Source organism: Pseudoxanthomonas suwonensis J47 (assembly GCF_000513955.1).
Lineage (GTDB): Bacteria > Pseudomonadota > Gammaproteobacteria > Xanthomonadales > Xanthomonadaceae > Pseudoxanthomonas > Pseudoxanthomonas suwonensis_C.
On record NZ_AZUZ01000006.1, the window covers coordinates 251,152 to 266,668 of the forward strand.

At 70.3% G+C, this 15,517-nt stretch carries 15 protein-coding genes and 3 pseudogenes; 9 read left to right on the forward strand and 9 right to left on the reverse strand.

The genetic code is table 11. The features are described from left to right. Positions 1–70 precede the first annotated feature (70 nt). The 4 genes from M503_RS0102505 to M503_RS0102520 all read left to right on the forward strand — a co-directional run bounded on the left by M503_RS0102505 (position 71) and on the right by M503_RS0102520 (position 2,631). Positions 71–1,276: a S8 family peptidase gene (locus M503_RS0102505; RefSeq protein WP_197017168.1), complete on the forward strand. Its 1,206-nt coding sequence runs from the start codon at positions 71–73 to the stop codon at positions 1,274–1,276. A gap of 21 nt (positions 1,277–1,297) precedes the next feature. Then, positions 1,298–1,702: a hypothetical protein gene (locus M503_RS0102510; protein WP_028918948.1), complete on the forward strand. Its 405-nt coding sequence runs from the start codon at positions 1,298–1,300 to the stop codon at positions 1,700–1,702. Positions 1,703–1,785: 83 nt separating this feature from the next. Further along, entirely contained in the window at positions 1,786–2,175 is a 390-nt protein-coding gene (locus M503_RS15515; RefSeq protein ID WP_197017169.1) for a GNAT family N-acetyltransferase, read from the forward strand. A 75-nt stretch (positions 2,176–2,250) separates the two neighbouring features. Then, on the forward strand, positions 2,251–2,631 hold the full coding sequence (locus M503_RS0102520) for a tautomerase family protein (protein WP_028918947.1): 381 nt from the start codon (positions 2,251–2,253) through the stop codon (positions 2,629–2,631). 15 nt (positions 2,632–2,646) lie between these two features. On the opposite strand, the gene M503_RS0102525 is transcribed toward M503_RS0102520, so the two are convergent. From M503_RS0102525 to gpmA, 5 genes are all read right to left on the reverse strand, one after another. Continuing rightward, complete coding sequence (locus tag M503_RS0102525; protein ID WP_028918946.1) at positions 2,647–2,982, reverse strand: DUF3325 family protein; 336 nt, start codon at positions 2,980–2,982, stop codon at positions 2,647–2,649. Then, complete coding sequence (locus M503_RS0102530) at positions 2,975–4,666, reverse strand: PepSY-associated TM helix domain-containing protein (RefSeq protein ID WP_231472293.1); 1,692 nt, start codon at positions 4,664–4,666, stop codon at positions 2,975–2,977. The genes M503_RS0102525 and M503_RS0102530 overlap by 8 nt, the downstream gene beginning before the upstream one ends. Before the next feature lie 5 nt (positions 4,667–4,671). Further along, positions 4,672–4,983: a hypothetical protein gene (locus tag M503_RS0102535; protein WP_028928076.1), complete on the reverse strand. Its 312-nt coding sequence runs from the start codon at positions 4,981–4,983 to the stop codon at positions 4,672–4,674. A gap of 31 nt (positions 4,984–5,014) precedes the next feature. Continuing rightward, positions 5,015–7,177 carry a TonB-dependent siderophore receptor gene (locus M503_RS0102540; RefSeq protein ID WP_231472294.1) on the reverse strand — a complete coding sequence of 721 codons (2,163 nt, stop codon included), beginning with the start codon at positions 7,175–7,177 and terminating at the stop codon, positions 5,015–5,017. 401 nt (positions 7,178–7,578) lie between these two features. Then, positions 7,579–8,328 carry a 2,3-diphosphoglycerate-dependent phosphoglycerate mutase gene (gene gpmA / locus M503_RS0102545; protein ID WP_028918942.1) on the reverse strand — a complete coding sequence of 250 codons (750 nt, stop codon included), beginning with the start codon at positions 8,326–8,328 and terminating at the stop codon, positions 7,579–7,581. A gap of 214 nt (positions 8,329–8,542) precedes the next feature. Here gpmA and M503_RS0102550 point away from each other — a divergent pair, with 214 nt between their 5' ends. The 3 genes from M503_RS0102550 to M503_RS0102560 all read left to right on the forward strand — a co-directional run bounded on the left by M503_RS0102550 (position 8,543) and on the right by M503_RS0102560 (position 11,619). Then, a complete protein-coding gene (locus tag M503_RS0102550) occupies positions 8,543–9,406 on the forward strand; it encodes a pirin family protein (RefSeq protein WP_028918941.1) in 864 nt (287 codons plus the stop codon). Positions 9,407–9,496: 90 nt separating this feature from the next. Then, entirely contained in the window at positions 9,497–10,219 is a 723-nt protein-coding gene (gene aqpZ, locus M503_RS0102555) for an aquaporin Z (protein ID WP_028918940.1), read from the forward strand. 155 nt (positions 10,220–10,374) lie between these two features. Next, positions 10,375–11,619 (forward strand): polyhydroxyalkanoate depolymerase, encoded by a 1,245-nt coding sequence (locus M503_RS0102560; RefSeq protein ID WP_037060216.1) that lies wholly within the window; start codon positions 10,375–10,377, stop codon positions 11,617–11,619. Between the two features lie 89 nt (positions 11,620–11,708). On the opposite strand, the gene M503_RS0102565 is transcribed toward M503_RS0102560, so the two are convergent. Next, on the reverse strand, positions 11,709–12,647 hold the full coding sequence (locus M503_RS0102565; protein WP_037060219.1) for a sensor domain-containing protein: 939 nt from the start codon (positions 12,645–12,647) through the stop codon (positions 11,709–11,711). Beyond that, positions 12,644–13,009 carry a PadR family transcriptional regulator gene (locus M503_RS0102570; RefSeq protein ID WP_028918938.1) on the reverse strand — a complete coding sequence of 122 codons (366 nt, stop codon included), beginning with the start codon at positions 13,007–13,009 and terminating at the stop codon, positions 12,644–12,646. Before M503_RS0102570 ends, M503_RS0102565 begins: the two co-directional genes overlap by 4 nt. Positions 13,010–13,186: 177 nt before the next feature. Between M503_RS0102570 and M503_RS0102575 the strand changes: the two genes are divergently transcribed. Further along, positions 13,187–14,125 carry a peptidylprolyl isomerase gene (locus M503_RS0102575; RefSeq protein WP_024869814.1) on the forward strand — a complete coding sequence of 313 codons (939 nt, stop codon included), beginning with the start codon at positions 13,187–13,189 and terminating at the stop codon, positions 14,123–14,125. Between the two features lie 6 nt (positions 14,126–14,131). On the opposite strand, the pseudogene M503_RS0102580 reads toward M503_RS0102575, so the two are convergent. Next, positions 14,132–14,347, reverse strand: a pseudogene (locus M503_RS0102580) (EamA family transporter); the annotation flags it as partial. 73 nt (positions 14,348–14,420) lie between these two features. On the opposite strand from M503_RS0102580, the pseudogene M503_RS15520 reads away from it, so the two are divergent. Further along, positions 14,421–14,552 (forward strand): annotated as a pseudogene (locus M503_RS15520) (transposase); the annotation flags it as partial. A 27-nt stretch (positions 14,553–14,579) separates the two neighbouring features. On the opposite strand, the pseudogene M503_RS0102590 reads toward M503_RS15520, so the two are convergent. Further along, a pseudogene (locus tag M503_RS0102590) lies at positions 14,580–15,517 on the reverse strand (IS3 family transposase); the annotation flags it as partial.

Here is a 15,517-nt window from a genome sequence, read left to right on the forward strand (position 1 = left end):
TCGCAGTGGCAGCACCGTCATGCCGGCCCGGCCCGAACCCGGTGCCCCGGCGATCACCGAGGGGAAAGGCATGGCCAGGACCGGAGCACTCGTGAAGCTGGTCGCCGCGACGCTGCTGGGCCTCGCTGCCCTCCCCGCGCCCGCGCAGGATGCCGAACCGGCATCGGAGTTCTGGGCCGCGCGCGAGGCCACGGTCGAAGGGCTCGAATCCGCGCCGAGGGTGAGGCTAGGCATCTGGGACAGCGGCGTGGAGCCTGCGCTGTTCCCCGGCCAGGTGGCGCTTGGCGCCGACGGTGCGCCCATCGTCCGCGGCTACGATGCCTTCAAGCAGCGCCAGGACACCGCGCTGGCGGTGCTGCCGGCCGCCCTCCTCGAACGCCGGGCGGAGCTCAACGACATCCTGCGCGCCCTGGACGACCGCGACAGCGGCGTCGACAGCCCGCAGGCGCGGGCAATCGCCGAGCGGCTCAGGCAGCAGACGCCGGCCGAGGCCGCCGGGTTCGACGACGCGCTGGGCCGCTGGAGCGGCTATGTGCACGGCACCGGCATCGCCGACATCGCCCTGGCCGGCAACCCGCACGCCGAGATCGTGATCGCGCGGATGGAATGGTGGCATGGCTCGCCACCGGAGCCGTGCTGGAGCCGCGAGCTGGCCGCGCGCGAGGCGGCCTCCATCGCCGACCTGCTCGGCTTCCTGGTCGACAACGGCGCGCGCGTGGTGAACATGTCCTGGGGTCGCGCCGAGCGCGCCTACCTGTCCAACCTCGAGGCCTGCGCGCCGGACATGCCCGAAGAGGAACGCCTTGCGCTGGCCCGGTACACGGTGGAAACGATTCGCGCCGCGCTCATCGAGGGCATGAAGGCGGCACCGCGCGTGCTTTTCGTCGGCGCAGCCGGCAATGCCGGCAGTGACATGAAGACCGCCAACCCGGCGACGCTGTTCGCGCTGCCCAACTTCCTCCTGGTCGGTGCGGTCGACCGCCACGGCAGGGCCACCGAATGGACCAACACCGGACCGGAGGTGACGCTGTACGCCAACGGCGACCGCGTGCCGGCACGCCTGCCCGATGGTGGGCCTTCGTACCCGTCGGGCACCTCGATGGCCGTGCCGCTGGTGGTCAACGCGGCGGCGAAGGTGCTGGCGGTGCAGCCGCAACTGGACGGCGCCGGACTGCGGACCCTGCTCGAACGGACCGCGACCCGCAACGGGACCGGCCAGCCGCTGCTGCACCCGCAAGGCGCGGTGGAGGCGGCCAGGCAGATACCGGCAAACTGAGCGCACGACAGGCACGCACGCATGCATACCCTGCGCTGGCTCCTCCTGCTCCCCGCCATCATCTGCGCCTGGTACCTGGTGCTGCTCCTGGGCGTGGGCGCCTACGCCTTCGTGAACGCGCAGCTGTGCCCACCGGACGAGCTCGTCTCGGGCCTGTGCGGCAACGCCACGATCCGCACGCTGCTGGGGTGGCTGCAGCGCGTGGCGGTCGCGGCATCCGCGCTGGCAGTGCTGGCCACGGCGGTCGCGATCGCCCCGGCCTGCAAGCAGGCCACGCTGTGGGTGACCCTGATGGTAGGGCTGGGTATCGCCACCGCACTGGCGTTCGTCACCGGGGAATGGGCGCTGTTCGCGGCAGCGGCGCTGGGCGGCGTCGCCGGGGCGGCGCTGATCGCCGCTAAACTTCGCCGCAGAGCAGACGCCTGAAGACCCCACATGAGCCTCGAGATCCGCCAGGACGATCTTTCCTCGACCGAGGTGCAGGCGCTGGTCGCCGAACACCTGCCGGCATGCACGGCAACTCGCCGCCCGGCCACGTGCATGCGCTGGCGATCGACAGCCTGCGTGCGCCCGGCCTCACCTTCTGGACGGCGTGGGCCGAGGGCGCGCTGTGCGGCTGCGGCGCGCTGAAGGAACTGGACGCGCGCAGCGGCGAGATCAAGTCGATGCGCACGCGCGCGGCCTTCCTGCGCCGCGGCGTCGGCCAGGCGCTGCTGGACCGGATCGTGGCCACCGCCCGCGAACGCGGCTACGCACGCCTGCTGCTGGAGACCGGCACCGGGCCGGCCTTCGAGCCGGCGCACGCGCTGTACCTGCGCAACGGCTTCGCCTGGTGCGGTCCGTTCGGCGACTACGCAGCCACCGACTTCAACGTGTTCATGGTGCGGGAACTGGACTGAGTGTTGCGCCAGCGCGGTTGGCGGCTGCGCCGGCCGGCGTATCCTGCCTGCCTGGCCGCGAACAGGAGAGCCCCGATGCCCCTCGTCACCGTCACCGTCCGCAAGCCGAAGACCGCGGCGTTCAAGGCCGGCGTGCTCGATGCCGTGCACGCCGCGCTGGTCGAGTCCGGCGTGCCGGCCACCGACCGCTTCCAGCGCGTGCTGGAACTGGACGCCGACGACTTCCGCTACGACCCCGGCTATCCCGATGCGGCCATGCCCCGCGGCGACGACTTCGTGCTGATCGAGATCCTGTGGTCGGTCGGCCGCAGCGTGAAGGTGAAGAAGCCGCTGCTGGCCGGACTGATGCAGCGGCTGTCCGCGCTCGGACTGGATCCGGAGCACGTGATGGTGTGCTTCAAGGAAACCGGCTGGGAGAACTGGTCCTTCGCCGGCGGGCGGTTGATCCACACCTGACGCGCGGCCCCGCGATCAGGCGGCGCGGCGTACCCACGGCGCCAGCGCGCGCAGCCAGCGTGCGCGCCAGGCCAGCAGCAGCGCCACCGCCAGCGCGCCCACCGCCAGCGCCATCACCCACACCAGCACCGCCATCGTCGGATGGTCGGCGAGCAGGCACAGCCACAGACCAGCGGCCAGCGCGAGCGCGCCCAGCACGCGCAGGCCTTTCGCCATGGCAGGCGCCAGCCCCCTGCCCCAGACCTGCCGCGCGTGCACATCCATCGCCAGCGCCAGCCAGGCCATGCCGGCGGCGCAGGCCAGCATCGCGCCCAGCAGCAGCCAGCCGTGTGCGATCTGCGGCTCAGGCATGGGCAGCCTCGCCGTGGGCGCCGATGCGTGCCGCGGCTTCTGCCCCGCGACCGAGGCGATGCCCGGCTGCCGCGGCGATCGCCGCCACCGCCAGCAACGCCAGGTCCAGGCCGGCCACCGGCCAGTAGCCGGCGGCGAGCGTGCGCAGCAGGTGGTCGCCGGTGGTGATCCAGTTCAGCACCGCCGCCGCCACCGCCAGCACCGCGATCGCCCGGCACTGCTCGCGCCAGGCCGGATTGGGCAGGCCGCGTGCGACCGGCGCGCTGCGCCAGCCGGCATGCACCAGGGCCAGCGCCCAGGTACCCCAGAACGCGTAGCGCTCCCAGTCGCCGCGACCCGGCAGCGCCTCGGGCAGCAGCCGGTTGGCGACGAGGATGCCCAGCGCCGCCAGGACCATGCCGGTGACCGTGGTCACCGCCAGCGCGTCGACGATGCGCACGCCCTGGCTGCCCACGCGCGCGTGCTGGCGCTTGCGCTTCTCGACGAAGAAGACGAAGCCGGTGGCGATGCACACCGCGCCCATCAGCCCCCCGAACACGTACAGCCAGCGCAGCAGCCAGTGGCGGAAATGCTGCAGGTGCAGGCCGGTAAGGAACTCGGCCACCCGCGCCACCGGGGTGGCCGGCGGATCCTCGCGCAGCAGCGCGCCGGTGTCGGCCTTGAAGTGGATGCCCTGCCCGACCAGCGCGATCCGGTCGGTGCCGGCACGGTACACGCTGACGTAACCATTGGCGTCGCCGACGTGCTGCAGCACCAGGAAGCCGACGTCGCCGGCCATGCCGCGCGCCTCCCAGCGCCGTTGCGCTTCGGCGACCATCGCATCGACGTTCGCCAGTCCCGCCGGCACGCCCGAGCGGCCGTGCGGCAGGCCCAGCGCGGCCGCCTCGTGCTGCTCGTGCAGTTCGTGGAGCTCGTGCAGCTGGGTATGGCCGAGGGGGAAGTAGTACGTGGCCGAGAAGATCACCAGTCCGGTGAAGGCGAAGAAGAAGTGGAACGGCAGCGCCACCACGCCGGTGAGGTTGTGCAGGTCCAGCGCGCTGCGCAGCCGCGCCTCGCCGGGGCGGAAGGTGAACAGCTCGCGGAACAGCTTGCGGTGCATGACCACGCCGCTGACCAGCGCCGCCAGCATCACCAGCGCGGAGAAGCCGACGATCCAGATGCCCAGGTTCTTCCAGTCCAGGGTCAGGCCGTAGTGCAGCGGGAAGAAGAAGCCGCTGCCGATCTTCAGGCGGTCGTCCGGCAGCGGCGTGCCGTCGCGCGGGTCGATCGTGCCCACCGCGTACAGCTGCTCGTCCGCGTTCTTCGCCCCCGGCACCTCCCAGCCGGCGTAGATCGCCAGCACCGGATCGCGGTGGGTGGTGTAGGCGCTCCAGTAGGCGATGCGGTCGAAGCGTTCCGGCATCGGCCCGTCCACCCGCGGGCGCATCGCCTCCACCATTTCCGGCGGCGGCTGCAGGCGCTCGAACGCCGGCCGCAGCACCTTCTCGAACGACGGCATCGGCTGCGGCTCGAAGCGCGTGGCCGGGATCGCCCAGCGGTCGATCTCGCGGTCGAACACCGACAGCGCGCCGAAGAAGAACGCCGCCATCAGCACGAAGCCCAGCACCAGGCCGAACCAGGTATGCAGCCAGGCCATGGCCTGGCGGAAGCTGTGGAACATCGCGTCGGCTCCGGTACGGCCCATGGCGGTCACGCGATGCTGGCCTGGAGCAGCGAGCCGGCCGCCGCCAGCAGCGCGCCGCCGCCCAGCAGTACGCCCCACAGCAGCAGCGCCCCGCGGCGGCTGGCGACGGTGCCGAGGAACACGGCCAGGAACAGCAGCAGGCCCAGCGCGCTGGCGAGGAACTCGGCGTCGTGGAAATCCATCCCCAGCTTCACCGCCAGCGCGGTGCACGCCGCGATGAAGCCCCAGGTGAAGGCGTAGCCGCCGAGTACGGCGGCGCCTGTCCGCGCGGCGATGCGCATGCGGGGATGGCTGGCGGGAACGGGCGTGGCGGACATGGCTGCGTGGTTCCGTGGGGAGCGTAGTCGATCAGAAGCGCCAGTCGAGGGTGACGCTGTAGCTGGCCGGCGCGCCGTAGTAGCCGCTGTAGCGCAGGGTGTTGATGTACTTCTCGTTGAACGCGTTGTTGACGTTCAGGCGCAGGCTGGCGTTGTCGAGGAAGTCCCAGGCCATGAACGCATTGACCACGGCGTAGCTGTCCTGGCGCACGCGCAGGCCGCTGCTTTCGACGTTGGAGACCTCGCTCTGCCAGCGCCCGCCGATGCCGTAGGACAGCGGCGCGTAGCCGGGTGCACGCGCACTCAGCACCAGGTTGGCCGAGCGCCGCGGCACCCACGGATAGGTGTCGTCGCCGTTGAGGCCGTCCAGCTTGAGCGCGGTATAGCCCAGCACCAGATCGACGTTGTCGCTCAGCCGGCCGACCGCTTCCAGCTCGATGCCGCGGGATTCCACGTCCACCGGCGCGTAGATGCTCTGGCCGTACTGGTTGTACTGGCCGGTCGGGGTGGCCAGGCCCTGCTGGTCGGCCTTGAACACCGCCACGGTGGTCAGCAGGCGCTGGTCCAGCCACTCGGCCTTGATGCCGGCCTCGTAGTTCACGCCCTTGCTGGGATCGAGGTAGCGGTCGTCGGCGTCGACCTGGTCCTGCGGCTGGTAGATGTCCGAATAGCTGAGGTAGCCCAGCACGTGGTCGCTGAAGTCGAAGGTCAGGCCGGCGTAGGGGCTGGTATGGCTGGTGGTCTGGTCGAACTCCAGCGCGTAGGACCAGCCATCGCGGCGGTAGCGCGCGTGGTTGGCACCGACGATGAGGTTGAGGCGGTCGCCCAGCGAGATGCGGGTGGCGCCGAATACGCGCGCCAGGCGCTGGTTGAGCAACGAGTACTGCGACCGTTCGCTCCAGGCCGGTTCCGGGATCGCGTCGGTCGGGTACGGGAACGGCGGCAGCGGGCCCCAGGCCGGCGAGGAGAAATCGGCGGTGCGCTCGTGGTTGATCGCTTCGCTGCGCGAAAGGGACACGCCGACCATCGCCTGCTGCTCGCGCCCGAACAGCTCGAACGTGCCATCCAGGCTGACCTGGCCCAGGTGCGCGGTCGATTCGTCGTCGCCGCCCCATGGATAGCCGATCAGGCCCAGGCCGGTGCCCGGCTCCAGCCCGGTGCCCTGCCCGTCATAGGCGTAGAACATGCGCTCGTCACCCGAGCCGCGGCGGTAGTTGTAGCTGGCCTTCAACTGCCAGTCCGCGCCCAGCTGGTGGGTGTACTCGACGAAGGCGGTCTGCTCGGTGGTGTTCCACCAGGTCCAGTCCTGGGTGGTGGTGGCATCGCGCGGCCATTCGTTCCGGATGCCGTCGCTGTCCATGAACACCAGCGCGCCCCACATGATCCCGTCCGACTTCGCCCGCTGGTACGAGTAGCCGATGGCCAGCGTGCCGTTCTCGCCGACCTGGCCGTCGACCACGGCGTAGGCGAAATCGCGGCTGTTGCTGTTGGCGCGCAACCAGGAGTCGCCCGATTCGTGCGCGGCGACGATGCGGCCGGCCCAGGTGCCGTCGTCGGTGAACGGCGTGGAGTAGTCCGCTTCGGCGCGCAGCGTGCTCCATGAGCCGTAGCTGAGGCCGAACATGCCCTGAGCCTCGTTGGTCGGGCGCTTGCGCACGTAGTTGATCGTGCCGGCGGCGTTGCCCACGCCTGTCAGCAGGCCGTTGGCACCACGGATCACCTCGACCTTCTCGTAACCGAAGGTGTCCATCGCGCCGGTCGCGATACCCCAGCTGTTGGGCATGCCGACGCCATCGATCTGGGTGTTGAGGATGTCGAAGCCGCGCGCGCTGTAGCTGGTGCGGTTGGTTTCCCATTCGTCCACGCGCACGCCGGTGGCCAGGCGCAGCGCATCGTTGACGCTGTTGGCGCCGAACTGGCGCATCAGCTCGCTGGACACCACGCTGATCGACTGCGGCGTGTCCTTGATCTCCAGGTCCAGGTTGGTCGCGCCGTTGCTGACGCGGCTGGCGCGCTGGGCGACGACCAGCACCGCGTCCAGGTCGGTCGCCTCCGGCGCCGCGGCGTCTTCAGCCAGCACGGCGGGCGCCGGAAGGGCCAGGACCAGGCTGGCAAGCGCCGCGCGCACGGCGAGGGTGCTGCGGCGCAGGGCCAGGCGGCGCATCGGGGACTGCAGGGAACGGCAGGAACTCACGGAAACTCCAGGAAGGTGGGAGAGGTAGCCGGCCGCCCGGTCCCTGTCCACCTGCCACGCAACGCCCGCGACCGGCGCAGATGCGCGGTAGAGCGGGAACGGGAACGTGGCGATGACGGTGGACATGGTTGCCGGCAGCGGGAGAGCACGTCCGGCCATCAGCGTCGCGGGGCGATGCGGATGCCGGATCCTGTGCAGTACGGCTGCCTGGGCGGGTCGGGGGCGGGAGAGGAGACCCCCTTCCGGGCCTGGCACGGGGTCGTGCGCGGCCTTCCTGGGTGGAACTGCCCGCGCATTAGATAAGAATTATTCGCATCTTTCAAGCAGGCGGGACGCGCGCGTCGCTCCACAAACAGAAAGGGCGCCCGCAGGCGCCCTTCCGGTCCGGCTGGCAGGGCGCCTCAGCGGACCTTGCCCTGGTTGGCCACCGCCTCGGCGGCGCGCTTCGCCGCTTCCTGGTCGCCCAGGTAACGGTGGGAGATGACCTTGAGCTCGTCGTCCAGCTCGAACAGCAGCGGGATGCCGGTGGGGATGTTGAGCTCGAGGATGTCCTCCTTGGAGACGTTGTTGAGGTACTTGTACAGCGCGCGCAGCGAATTGCCGTGGGCGGCAACCAGCACGGTCCTGCCGGACTTCAGCGACGGGGCGATCGCGTCGTGCCAGTACGGCAGCACGCGGTCCAAGGTGGTGGCCAGCGACTCGGTGGCCGGCAGCACGTTGCGGTCCAGCCCGGCGTAGCGCGGATCGTTGGCCGGGTGGCCCGGATCGCCCAGATCCATCGCCGGCGGCGGGATGTCGTAGGAACGGCGCCAGATCTTGACCTGCTCCTCGCCGTGCTTCGCCGCCGTCTCGGCCTTGTCCAGGCCCTGCAGGGCGCCGTAGTGGCGCTCGTTGAGGCGCCAGCTCTTGTGCACCGGGAGCCAGTCCTGGCCCAGCTCGCCCAGGGCGATGTTGAGGGTGCGGATCGCGCGCTTCAGGGTGGAGGTGTAGGCCACGTCGAACTGCAGGCCCTCCTCGCGCATCACCTTGCCGCCGGCGGCGGCTTCGGCACGGCCCTGCTCGGTGAGGTCGACGTCGACCCAGCCGGTGAAGCGGTTCTCGAGGTTCCACTGGCTCTGGCCGTGGCGCAGCAGGACGAGCTTGCGGGTCACTGTGGGAGTCTCCGGTGCGGGAAGTGAGGGACGGAGCGCGATTGTAGCGGCTCGGCCCGCCCAGGGACCCGGGCGGAACGGTTGCGTCGCGAGACCTTGCCATGCCGGCCACGCGAAAACGTCCGCCGGTGCAAGGATGCGTGCCAGCGGCGGGACTTCCGGCGCGCGCGTTCCATGCCATCCTGCGCCGCATCGCCGCCACGGAAAGAGCTCCATGACCACGATCATCGAACCACGCGTGCACGACCTGGGCGACGGTTTCATGGTGCGGCGCGCGGTGCCGACCCTGCAGGCGCGCAGCGTCGGCCCGTTCGTGTTCGTCGACCACATGGGCCCGGTGGTGTTCGAAGGCGGCCGCGGCCTGGACGTGCGCCCGCATCCGCACATCGGCCTGGCCACGGTCACCTTCCTCTGGGCCGGCGCGATCAACCACCGCGACACCCTCGGCTCCGAACAGGTGATCCGCCCCGGCGACGTCAACTGGATGACCGCCGGCCGCGGCATCGCCCATTCCGAACGCACGCCGGCGGCCGAACGCGCCACCGGCAGCGAAGCGCATGGCATGCAGACCTGGGTGGCGCTGCCGAAGGCCCACGAGGAAACCGAGCCGGCCTTCTACCACTTCCCCGCGTCCGCCCTGCCCCGGCAGCAGCGCGACGGCGCCCTGCTGCGGGTGATCGCCGGCCGCGCCTACGGCGAGGAATCGCCGGTGAAGGTATTCGCCGACACGCTCAACGTCGCCATCGACCTGCAGCCGGACGCCGAGATCGTGCTCGACGACGGCCACGTCGAGCGTGCGCTCTACATCCTTGAGGGCGAGGCCCAGCTGGACGGCGTCGACATCCCCGCGCGCTACCTGGTCGTGCCCGACCGCGGCACCCGCCCGAAGCTGCGCGCCCGCACCCCGGTCAAGGCGATGCTGCTGGGCGGCGAGCCGCTCGACGGCCACCGCCACCTGTGGTGGAACTTCGTGTCCAGCTCGAAGGAACGCATCGAGCAGGCCAAGCAGGACTGGCTCGAGGGTCGCTTCGGCAGGATCGAGGGCGACGACGAGTTCATCCCCCTGCCGCAGCGCTGAGCCCCGCCCGGTTTAACCGGAACGCAACGCCGCCGTCCCCGCGCGGGCGTACACTCGCCCCGCCCATCCCGGGCGTTGAAGGGGACGACCATGGCTCTTTCGAAACGCTGTGTGGCCGAGTTCCTCGGCACCTTGTGGCTGGTCCTGGGCGGTTGCGGCAGTGCGGTGCTGGCGGCGAAGTTCGGCGGCGAAGGCAATCCCCTGGGGATCGGGTTCGTCGGCGTGGCGCTGGCCTTCGGCCTGACCGTGCTGACCGGCGCCTACGCCTTCGGCCATGTCTCCGGTGGCCATTTCAATCCGGCGGTCAGCCTCGGCCTGTGGGCCGGCGGCCGCTTCCCCGCGCGCGACCTGCTGCCCTACTTCGTCGCCCAGGTGCTGGGCGCGATCGTCGCCGGTTTCATCCTGCTGCAGATCGCCCGTGGTGGTGGCGGCTTCGCCATCGACCCGGACGCCGCCGGCGCCTTCGCCAGCAACGGCTACGGCGTGCGCTCGCCGGGCGGCTACACCATCGGCGCCGCGTTCCTGTGCGAAGTGGTGCTGACCGCGTTCTTCCTGCTGGTGATCATGGGCGCCACCCATGGCCGCGCTGCCGCCGGCTTCGCCCCGATCGCGATCGGCCTGGCCCTGACCCTGATCCACCTGGTCAGCATCCCGGTCACCAACACCTCGGTGAATCCGGCGCGCTCCACCGGCGTGGCGCTGTTCGCCGGCCCGGGCGCGATCGGGCAGCTGTGGCTGTTCTGGCTGGCGCCACTGGCCGGCGGTGCGCTCGGCGGCATCCTGTACGCCTGGCTGCGTCCTGCGGACGAATGAATACGCGCGCCCGAGGGGGCATGCAGGGGCCGGGCAAGTCCCGGCCCCTATTCACTTTTGTCCCTCGGCGGGACACTGCGCCGTTGCTGATTCGCTCACCCGATTCCGGGTAGGATTGTGCGATGCAACACTCCAACCGGAAGCGTGGCCAATCCATGCTGTACCAGCTCCACGAACTCAACCGCGCGATGATGGCCCCCTGGGTGCACCTGGCCGAGGCCAACTCGCGCATCTTCTCCGACCGCTCCAGCTGGGTCGCGGCCCTGCCCGGCGCCGAGCGGATCGCCGCCGGCAACGAGCTGGTGCACCGGCTGGGCAAGGACTACGAGAAGCCGCCCTGGAACATCCACGAGGTGGAGATCGAGGGCCACAAGGTCCCGGTCCTGGAACAGGAAGTCGTGCGCAAGCCGTTCTGCCGGCTGGTGCGCTTCAAGCGCTACAGCGACGACGCGGCGACCATCGCAGCGCTCAAGGACGATCCGGTCGTGCTGGTGGTGGCGCCGCTGTCCGGCCACCACGCCACCCTGCTGCGCGACACCGTGCGCACCCTGCTGCGCGACCACAAGGTCTACGTCACCGACTGGATCGACGCGCGCATGGTTCCGGTGGAGGAAGGCGCGTTCGGCCTGGACGACTACATCGCCTACATCGAAGGCTTCATCCGCCACATCGGCGCGGCCGACCTCAACGTCATCAGCGTGTGCCAGCCGACCGTGCCGGTGATGGCGGCGGTGTCGCTGATGGCCGCGCGCGGCGAACCGGTGCCGCGTTCGCTGGTGATGATGGGCGGGCCGATCGACGCCCGCCGCAGCCCCACCGCGGTCAACAACCTGGCCACGCGCAACCCGCTGTCGTGGTTCGAGAACAACGTCATCCACACCGTGCCGCAGCCCTACCCGGGCCAGGGTCGCGACGTCTACCCGGGCTTCCTGCAGCACGCCGGTTTCATCTCGATGAACCCCAGCCGCCACTTCATGTCGCACTGGGATTTCTACTCGGACCTGGTCAAGGGCGACCTGCAGGACGCCGAGGCGCACCGCAAGTTCTACGACGAGTACAACGCGGTGCTGGACATGCCGGCCGAGTACTACCTGGACACCATCCGCACCGTGTTCCAGGAGTTCCTGCTGCCGCGCGGCGAATGGGTGGTCAACGGCGAACCCGTCAACCCGGCGGCGATCAAGGGCACCGCGCTGATGACCATCGAGGGCGAGCTGGACGACATCTCCGGCCTCGGCCAGACCGAGGCCGCGCACGACCTGTGCACCGGCATCCCGAAGGCGAAGCAGCGCCACCTCACCGTCGAGGGCGCCGGCCATTACGGCATCTTCAGCGGCCGCCGCTGGCGCGAGACCGTATACCCGCAGGTGCGCGAGTTCATCGCCACGTACGCGGGCTGACGGGTCGACGCCTCCTGCAAAAAGAAAAGCCCCGCTTCGCGCGGGGCTTTCCGTTCCTGCAGCCTTGTGCGGCGGCGTGGTGGCGTTGCTCAGACCACCGGGTCGCGGACCAGCAGGTTCTTGGCCAGCCAGCCGTGGAAATGGCCGACCAGGCGCGCCAGGTGCAGGGTGGCGAACAGCAGCAGGAACCCCACCAGGAACGCCACGATTGCGATCCTCCAGTCGTCGGCCAGCGAGAAGCTGATGCCGTCCAGGTAGATGCCCGCGCCGGCGTGGCCCAGCAGCGCCGCGAACGGGGCGGCCATCAGCCCGACGGACGTGGCCAGCAGGGTCACGACCGCGGAGAAGTAGGCGACGCCCAGCGGCAGCATCAGCAGCATGTAGCCCATCGCCGTCCACGTGCGCCAGTCGGTGAACAGCTCGCCCAAGCGCTTCAGCCAGGGCTTGTCGCGCTGCGTGTACAGCGGCCGCCGCGGCATGCGCACGCCCAGCAGGGTCTCGACGATGCGCCCTTCCACCAGCGACAGCAGCCGCACCGACATCAGGAACAGCAGCAGCAGCGGCACGCCGATGATCAGGATGAGCAGGCCGGCCGACAGGCTGGCGCCGGTGGTCACCCAGGTGAAGTAGAAGACGCCGGTGGCCAGCGACAGCAGCATGTAGAACAGCGCGCCGTAGGTGTACGGATCGGCGACCACGCCGAAGAAGCGGCCGGGCAGCGAGCGCCGTTTCGGCGGCCGCGGCTGGCGCAGCGCGCGGTTCACCGTCACCTCGGTCTCGCGGTAGATCTCGGCCACTTCCTCCGGCGCGCCGTAGCTGCCGGCGACCGCGGCGATCACCTCGGCCTCGCTCTTCCCGCTCTGCTCGGCCAGTTCCGAACGCAGGTACTCCTCGGCGTCGTAGAGCGCGTCCTGGACCATGGCCGAGTCGGCGCCCTTCAGCGCCTCGCGCAGCTGCGCCAGGTATTCGGGGATGGTGGTGGGCAGGGGCCGCGGGTCGGACGGCGGCGGGGATGCGGTGGCGTTCATGCGGATACTCCCTCCAGCACGGAATCGACGGAATCTCGGGTGGCGCGCCAGGCGGCGGCCCATTGCGCGAGGGCCTCGCGGCCCTCGCCGGTGATGCGGTAGTAGCGGCGCGGCGGACCGGCCACCGAGGGCTCGACGTGGCTTTCCAGCAGCCCCGCGCCCTCGAGGTTGCGCAGCACCGGGTACAGCGCGCTCTGCTTGCCGCTGAGCACGCCCTCGCCGACCTGCTCCAGGCGCTTGGCGATCAGGTAGCCGTACAGCGGCTCGCGCGCCTGCGCCAGCACCGCCAGCAGCGCCAGCGACACGGTGCCGGCGCTGAGCTCCTTCTGGAACTTCTTCAGTTGCGCTTCGATCTCGCCCATCGCGGCGGCTCCCCTGGCGTCGGGTTCGCTAGGCTGGAGTCCAATCTATTATCAACTTCGGTATAGCGTATGTGCCGGTAGTCATGCGACCCAGCCCCCGGCAGCCGCATCCGCCGGCGCTTGGCGGCTGAGCACACCGCGGCGAGAATCGGCCGACCTTCGCCGCCTGCCCATGCCATGACCCTGCGCCTCGCCCTGCCCGCCTGCCTGCTCGCGCTGTGCGCGGCGTGCGTCCGCTCCCCGGACCCGGCGCCTGCCGCCACCGCGGCTGCAAACCCGCCCTACCGCAGCATGCAGGAAATCCTCGATGCCTCCCCCCCGGCGGACTGGCGCACGCCCGACCCCGCCAGCACCCTCTATCTGGAGCTGGAGGCGGGCCGGGTGGTGATCGAGCTGGCGCCGGGTTTCGCCCCGGCGCACGTGGCCAACATCCGCACCCTGGCCCGCGAGGGTTTCTGGAACGGGACCAGCATCTATCGAGTGCAGGACAACTTCGTGGTCCAGTTCGGCGACGCCGAGGCCGACGATCCGGCCAAGGCCCGGGACCTGGGCTCGGCCGAGCGCAAGCTGCCGGCCGAGTTCGAGCGCGACGCCGCCGGCCTGGCCTTCGAGGTGCTGGCGGACGCGGACGGCTGGGCGCCGCAGGTCGGCTTCGCCGACGGCTTCGCCGCCGGGCGCGACCCGGCTTCGGGCAGGGCCTGGATGGCGCACTGCTACGGCGTGGTCGGCGCCGGCCGCAACCTGGAGGCCGACAGCAGCCTCGGCGCCGAGCTGTACGTGGTGATCGGCCAGTCGCCGCGCCAGCTGGACCGCAACATCACCCAGGTCGGCCGCGTGATCCAGGGCATCGAGCTGCTCAGCGCCCTGCCGCGCGGTCCCGAACCGATGGGCTTCTACCCGGACCCGGCGCAGCGCACCCCGATCCGCGCGATCCGCCTGGCCAGCGAAGTGCCCGAGGCCGAGCGCACCCGCCTGCAACTGCTGCGCACCGACACGCAGAGTTTCCGCGACGTGGTCGAGGCCCGCCGCAACCGCCGCGACGATTTCTACAAGCGCCCGGCCGGCCACATCGACCTGTGCAACGTGCCGCTGCCGGTGCGCGTGGCGAAGGACTGACCCGGCTCAGTTCGCGCGCTGGCTGATCGCCACGCTGCCCAGGATCAGCCCGCCCGCCAGCAGCATCTTCACCGTCACCGGCTCGTCCAGCAGCAGCCAGGCGAACAGCGCGCCGAACAGCGGGATCAGGTAAGTCACCGTGGAGGTGCGGGCCGCGCCGATACGGTGGATCAGCCGGTAGAAGTAGATGAAGGCCAGCCCGGTGCACAGCACGCCCAGGGCCACCGTAAGCTCCCCCTGATCCCGGACACCCCGGAAGTAGAACTTTCTGGCATCTTTTCAGCCAGGAGGTTCCATGAAGAAGTCGAAGTTCAGCGAGGCTCAGATCGTCTCGATCCTCAAGCAGGGTGATGCCGGGATTCCGGTGAAGGATCTCTGCCGGCAGGCGGGGATCAGCACGGCGACGTACTACCAGTGGAAGTCGAAGTGACCTGAGTATGGAACTTGTAGCCAATCAGGCAGTGAGTCCGGGGTGGATGGTATCGGGTTCGGACCAGTTCCGGCGAACGGTTGCCGGCGGTTTGTAGCCATGGGCGCTGTGCGGCCGCTGTTCGTTGTAGAACTGCCGCCAGCGTTCGATCAGCACCTTGGCCTCGGCGCGGCTGCGGAACCATTCCCGGTTCAGCAGCTCGTCCCGCAGTTTGCCGTTGAAGCTTTCGACGAAGCCGTTCTGCCACGGGCTGCCCGGCGCGATGAACGCCGGGCCGATCGCCGCGTCGCGCAGCCAGCGCATCACCTTGGCTGCGGTGAACTCGGCGCCGTTGTCGGAGCGGACAAAGGCCGGCTTGCCGTAGAGCCGCATCAACCGCGACAGGGTCAGGATCACGTCCTGCGCCCGCAGGCTGGCCCCGACCTCGATGGCCAGGCACTCCCGGGTGTATTCGTCGATCACGCACAGCATCTTCAAGGCGCGCCCGTCGACCATCTGGTCGTGGACGAAGTCGTAGCTCCAGACGGCATTCGGGCGAACCGCGCCCGGAAGGCGGATATCGTTGCCGGATCGGCGGCGACGCGGCCGGCGGCGGGGAATGTTCAAGCCCAGCCGACGCCACAGGCGCCGCACCCGGGCCTCGCCCAGGTCCAGCCAGGCCGCCATCCGGCGATACCCGAACCGCGGCACCTTCGGCGACGCGGCCAGCAAGCGCTCGGCCACCGCCTGGTCCTTGGCGGCCTGGCGCGGAGCGTAGCTGGCGATGCGGCGGCTCAGGCCCAGGTAACGAAGGGCCTTGCGCTGCGAGAGTCCCCGACGGACCAGCACCTGGACCGTGTCGCGTCGTTCCGACGGGGTCGTCATTTTTTTCGGACGATCTCCTTCATCCCGTCGATGACCAGCATCTGCTCGGCCACCAGCCGCTTGAGCCGGGCGTTCTCGGACTCGAGGTCCTTGAGCCG

Bases quoted from the DNA above. Each gene is read 5' to 3' on its own strand.
- M503_RS0102505 (WP_197017168.1), top strand. From the start codon at position 71: ATGGCCAGGACCGGAGCACTCGTGAAGCTGGTCGCCGCGACGCTGCTG.
- M503_RS0102510 (WP_028918948.1), top strand. From the start codon at position 1,298: ATGCATACCCTGCGCTGGCTCCTCCTGCTCCCCGCCATCATCTGCGCC.
- M503_RS15515 (WP_197017169.1), top strand. From the start codon at position 1,786: ATGCACGGCAACTCGCCGCCCGGCCACGTGCATGCGCTGGCGATCGAC.
- M503_RS0102520 (WP_028918947.1), top strand. From the start codon at position 2,251: ATGCCCCTCGTCACCGTCACCGTCCGCAAGCCGAAGACCGCGGCGTTC.
- M503_RS0102525 (WP_028918946.1), bottom strand. From the start codon at position 2,982: ATGCCTGAGCCGCAGATCGCACACGGCTGGCTGCTGCTGGGCGCGATG.
- M503_RS0102530 (WP_231472293.1), bottom strand. From the start codon at position 4,666: ATGGGCCGTACCGGAGCCGACGCGATGTTCCACAGCTTCCGCCAGGCC.
- M503_RS0102535 (WP_028928076.1), bottom strand. From the start codon at position 4,983: ATGTCCGCCACGCCCGTTCCCGCCAGCCATCCCCGCATGCGCATCGCC.
- M503_RS0102550 (WP_028918941.1), top strand. From the start codon at position 8,543: ATGACCACGATCATCGAACCACGCGTGCACGACCTGGGCGACGGTTTC.
- aqpZ (WP_028918940.1), top strand. From the start codon at position 9,497: ATGGCTCTTTCGAAACGCTGTGTGGCCGAGTTCCTCGGCACCTTGTGG.
- M503_RS0102560 (WP_037060216.1), top strand. From the start codon at position 10,375: ATGCTGTACCAGCTCCACGAACTCAACCGCGCGATGATGGCCCCCTGG.
- M503_RS0102565 (WP_037060219.1), bottom strand. From the start codon at position 12,647: ATGAACGCCACCGCATCCCCGCCGCCGTCCGACCCGCGGCCCCTGCCC.
- M503_RS0102570 (WP_028918938.1), bottom strand. From the start codon at position 13,009: ATGGGCGAGATCGAAGCGCAACTGAAGAAGTTCCAGAAGGAGCTCAGC.
- M503_RS0102575 (WP_024869814.1), top strand. From the start codon at position 13,187: ATGACCCTGCGCCTCGCCCTGCCCGCCTGCCTGCTCGCGCTGTGCGCG.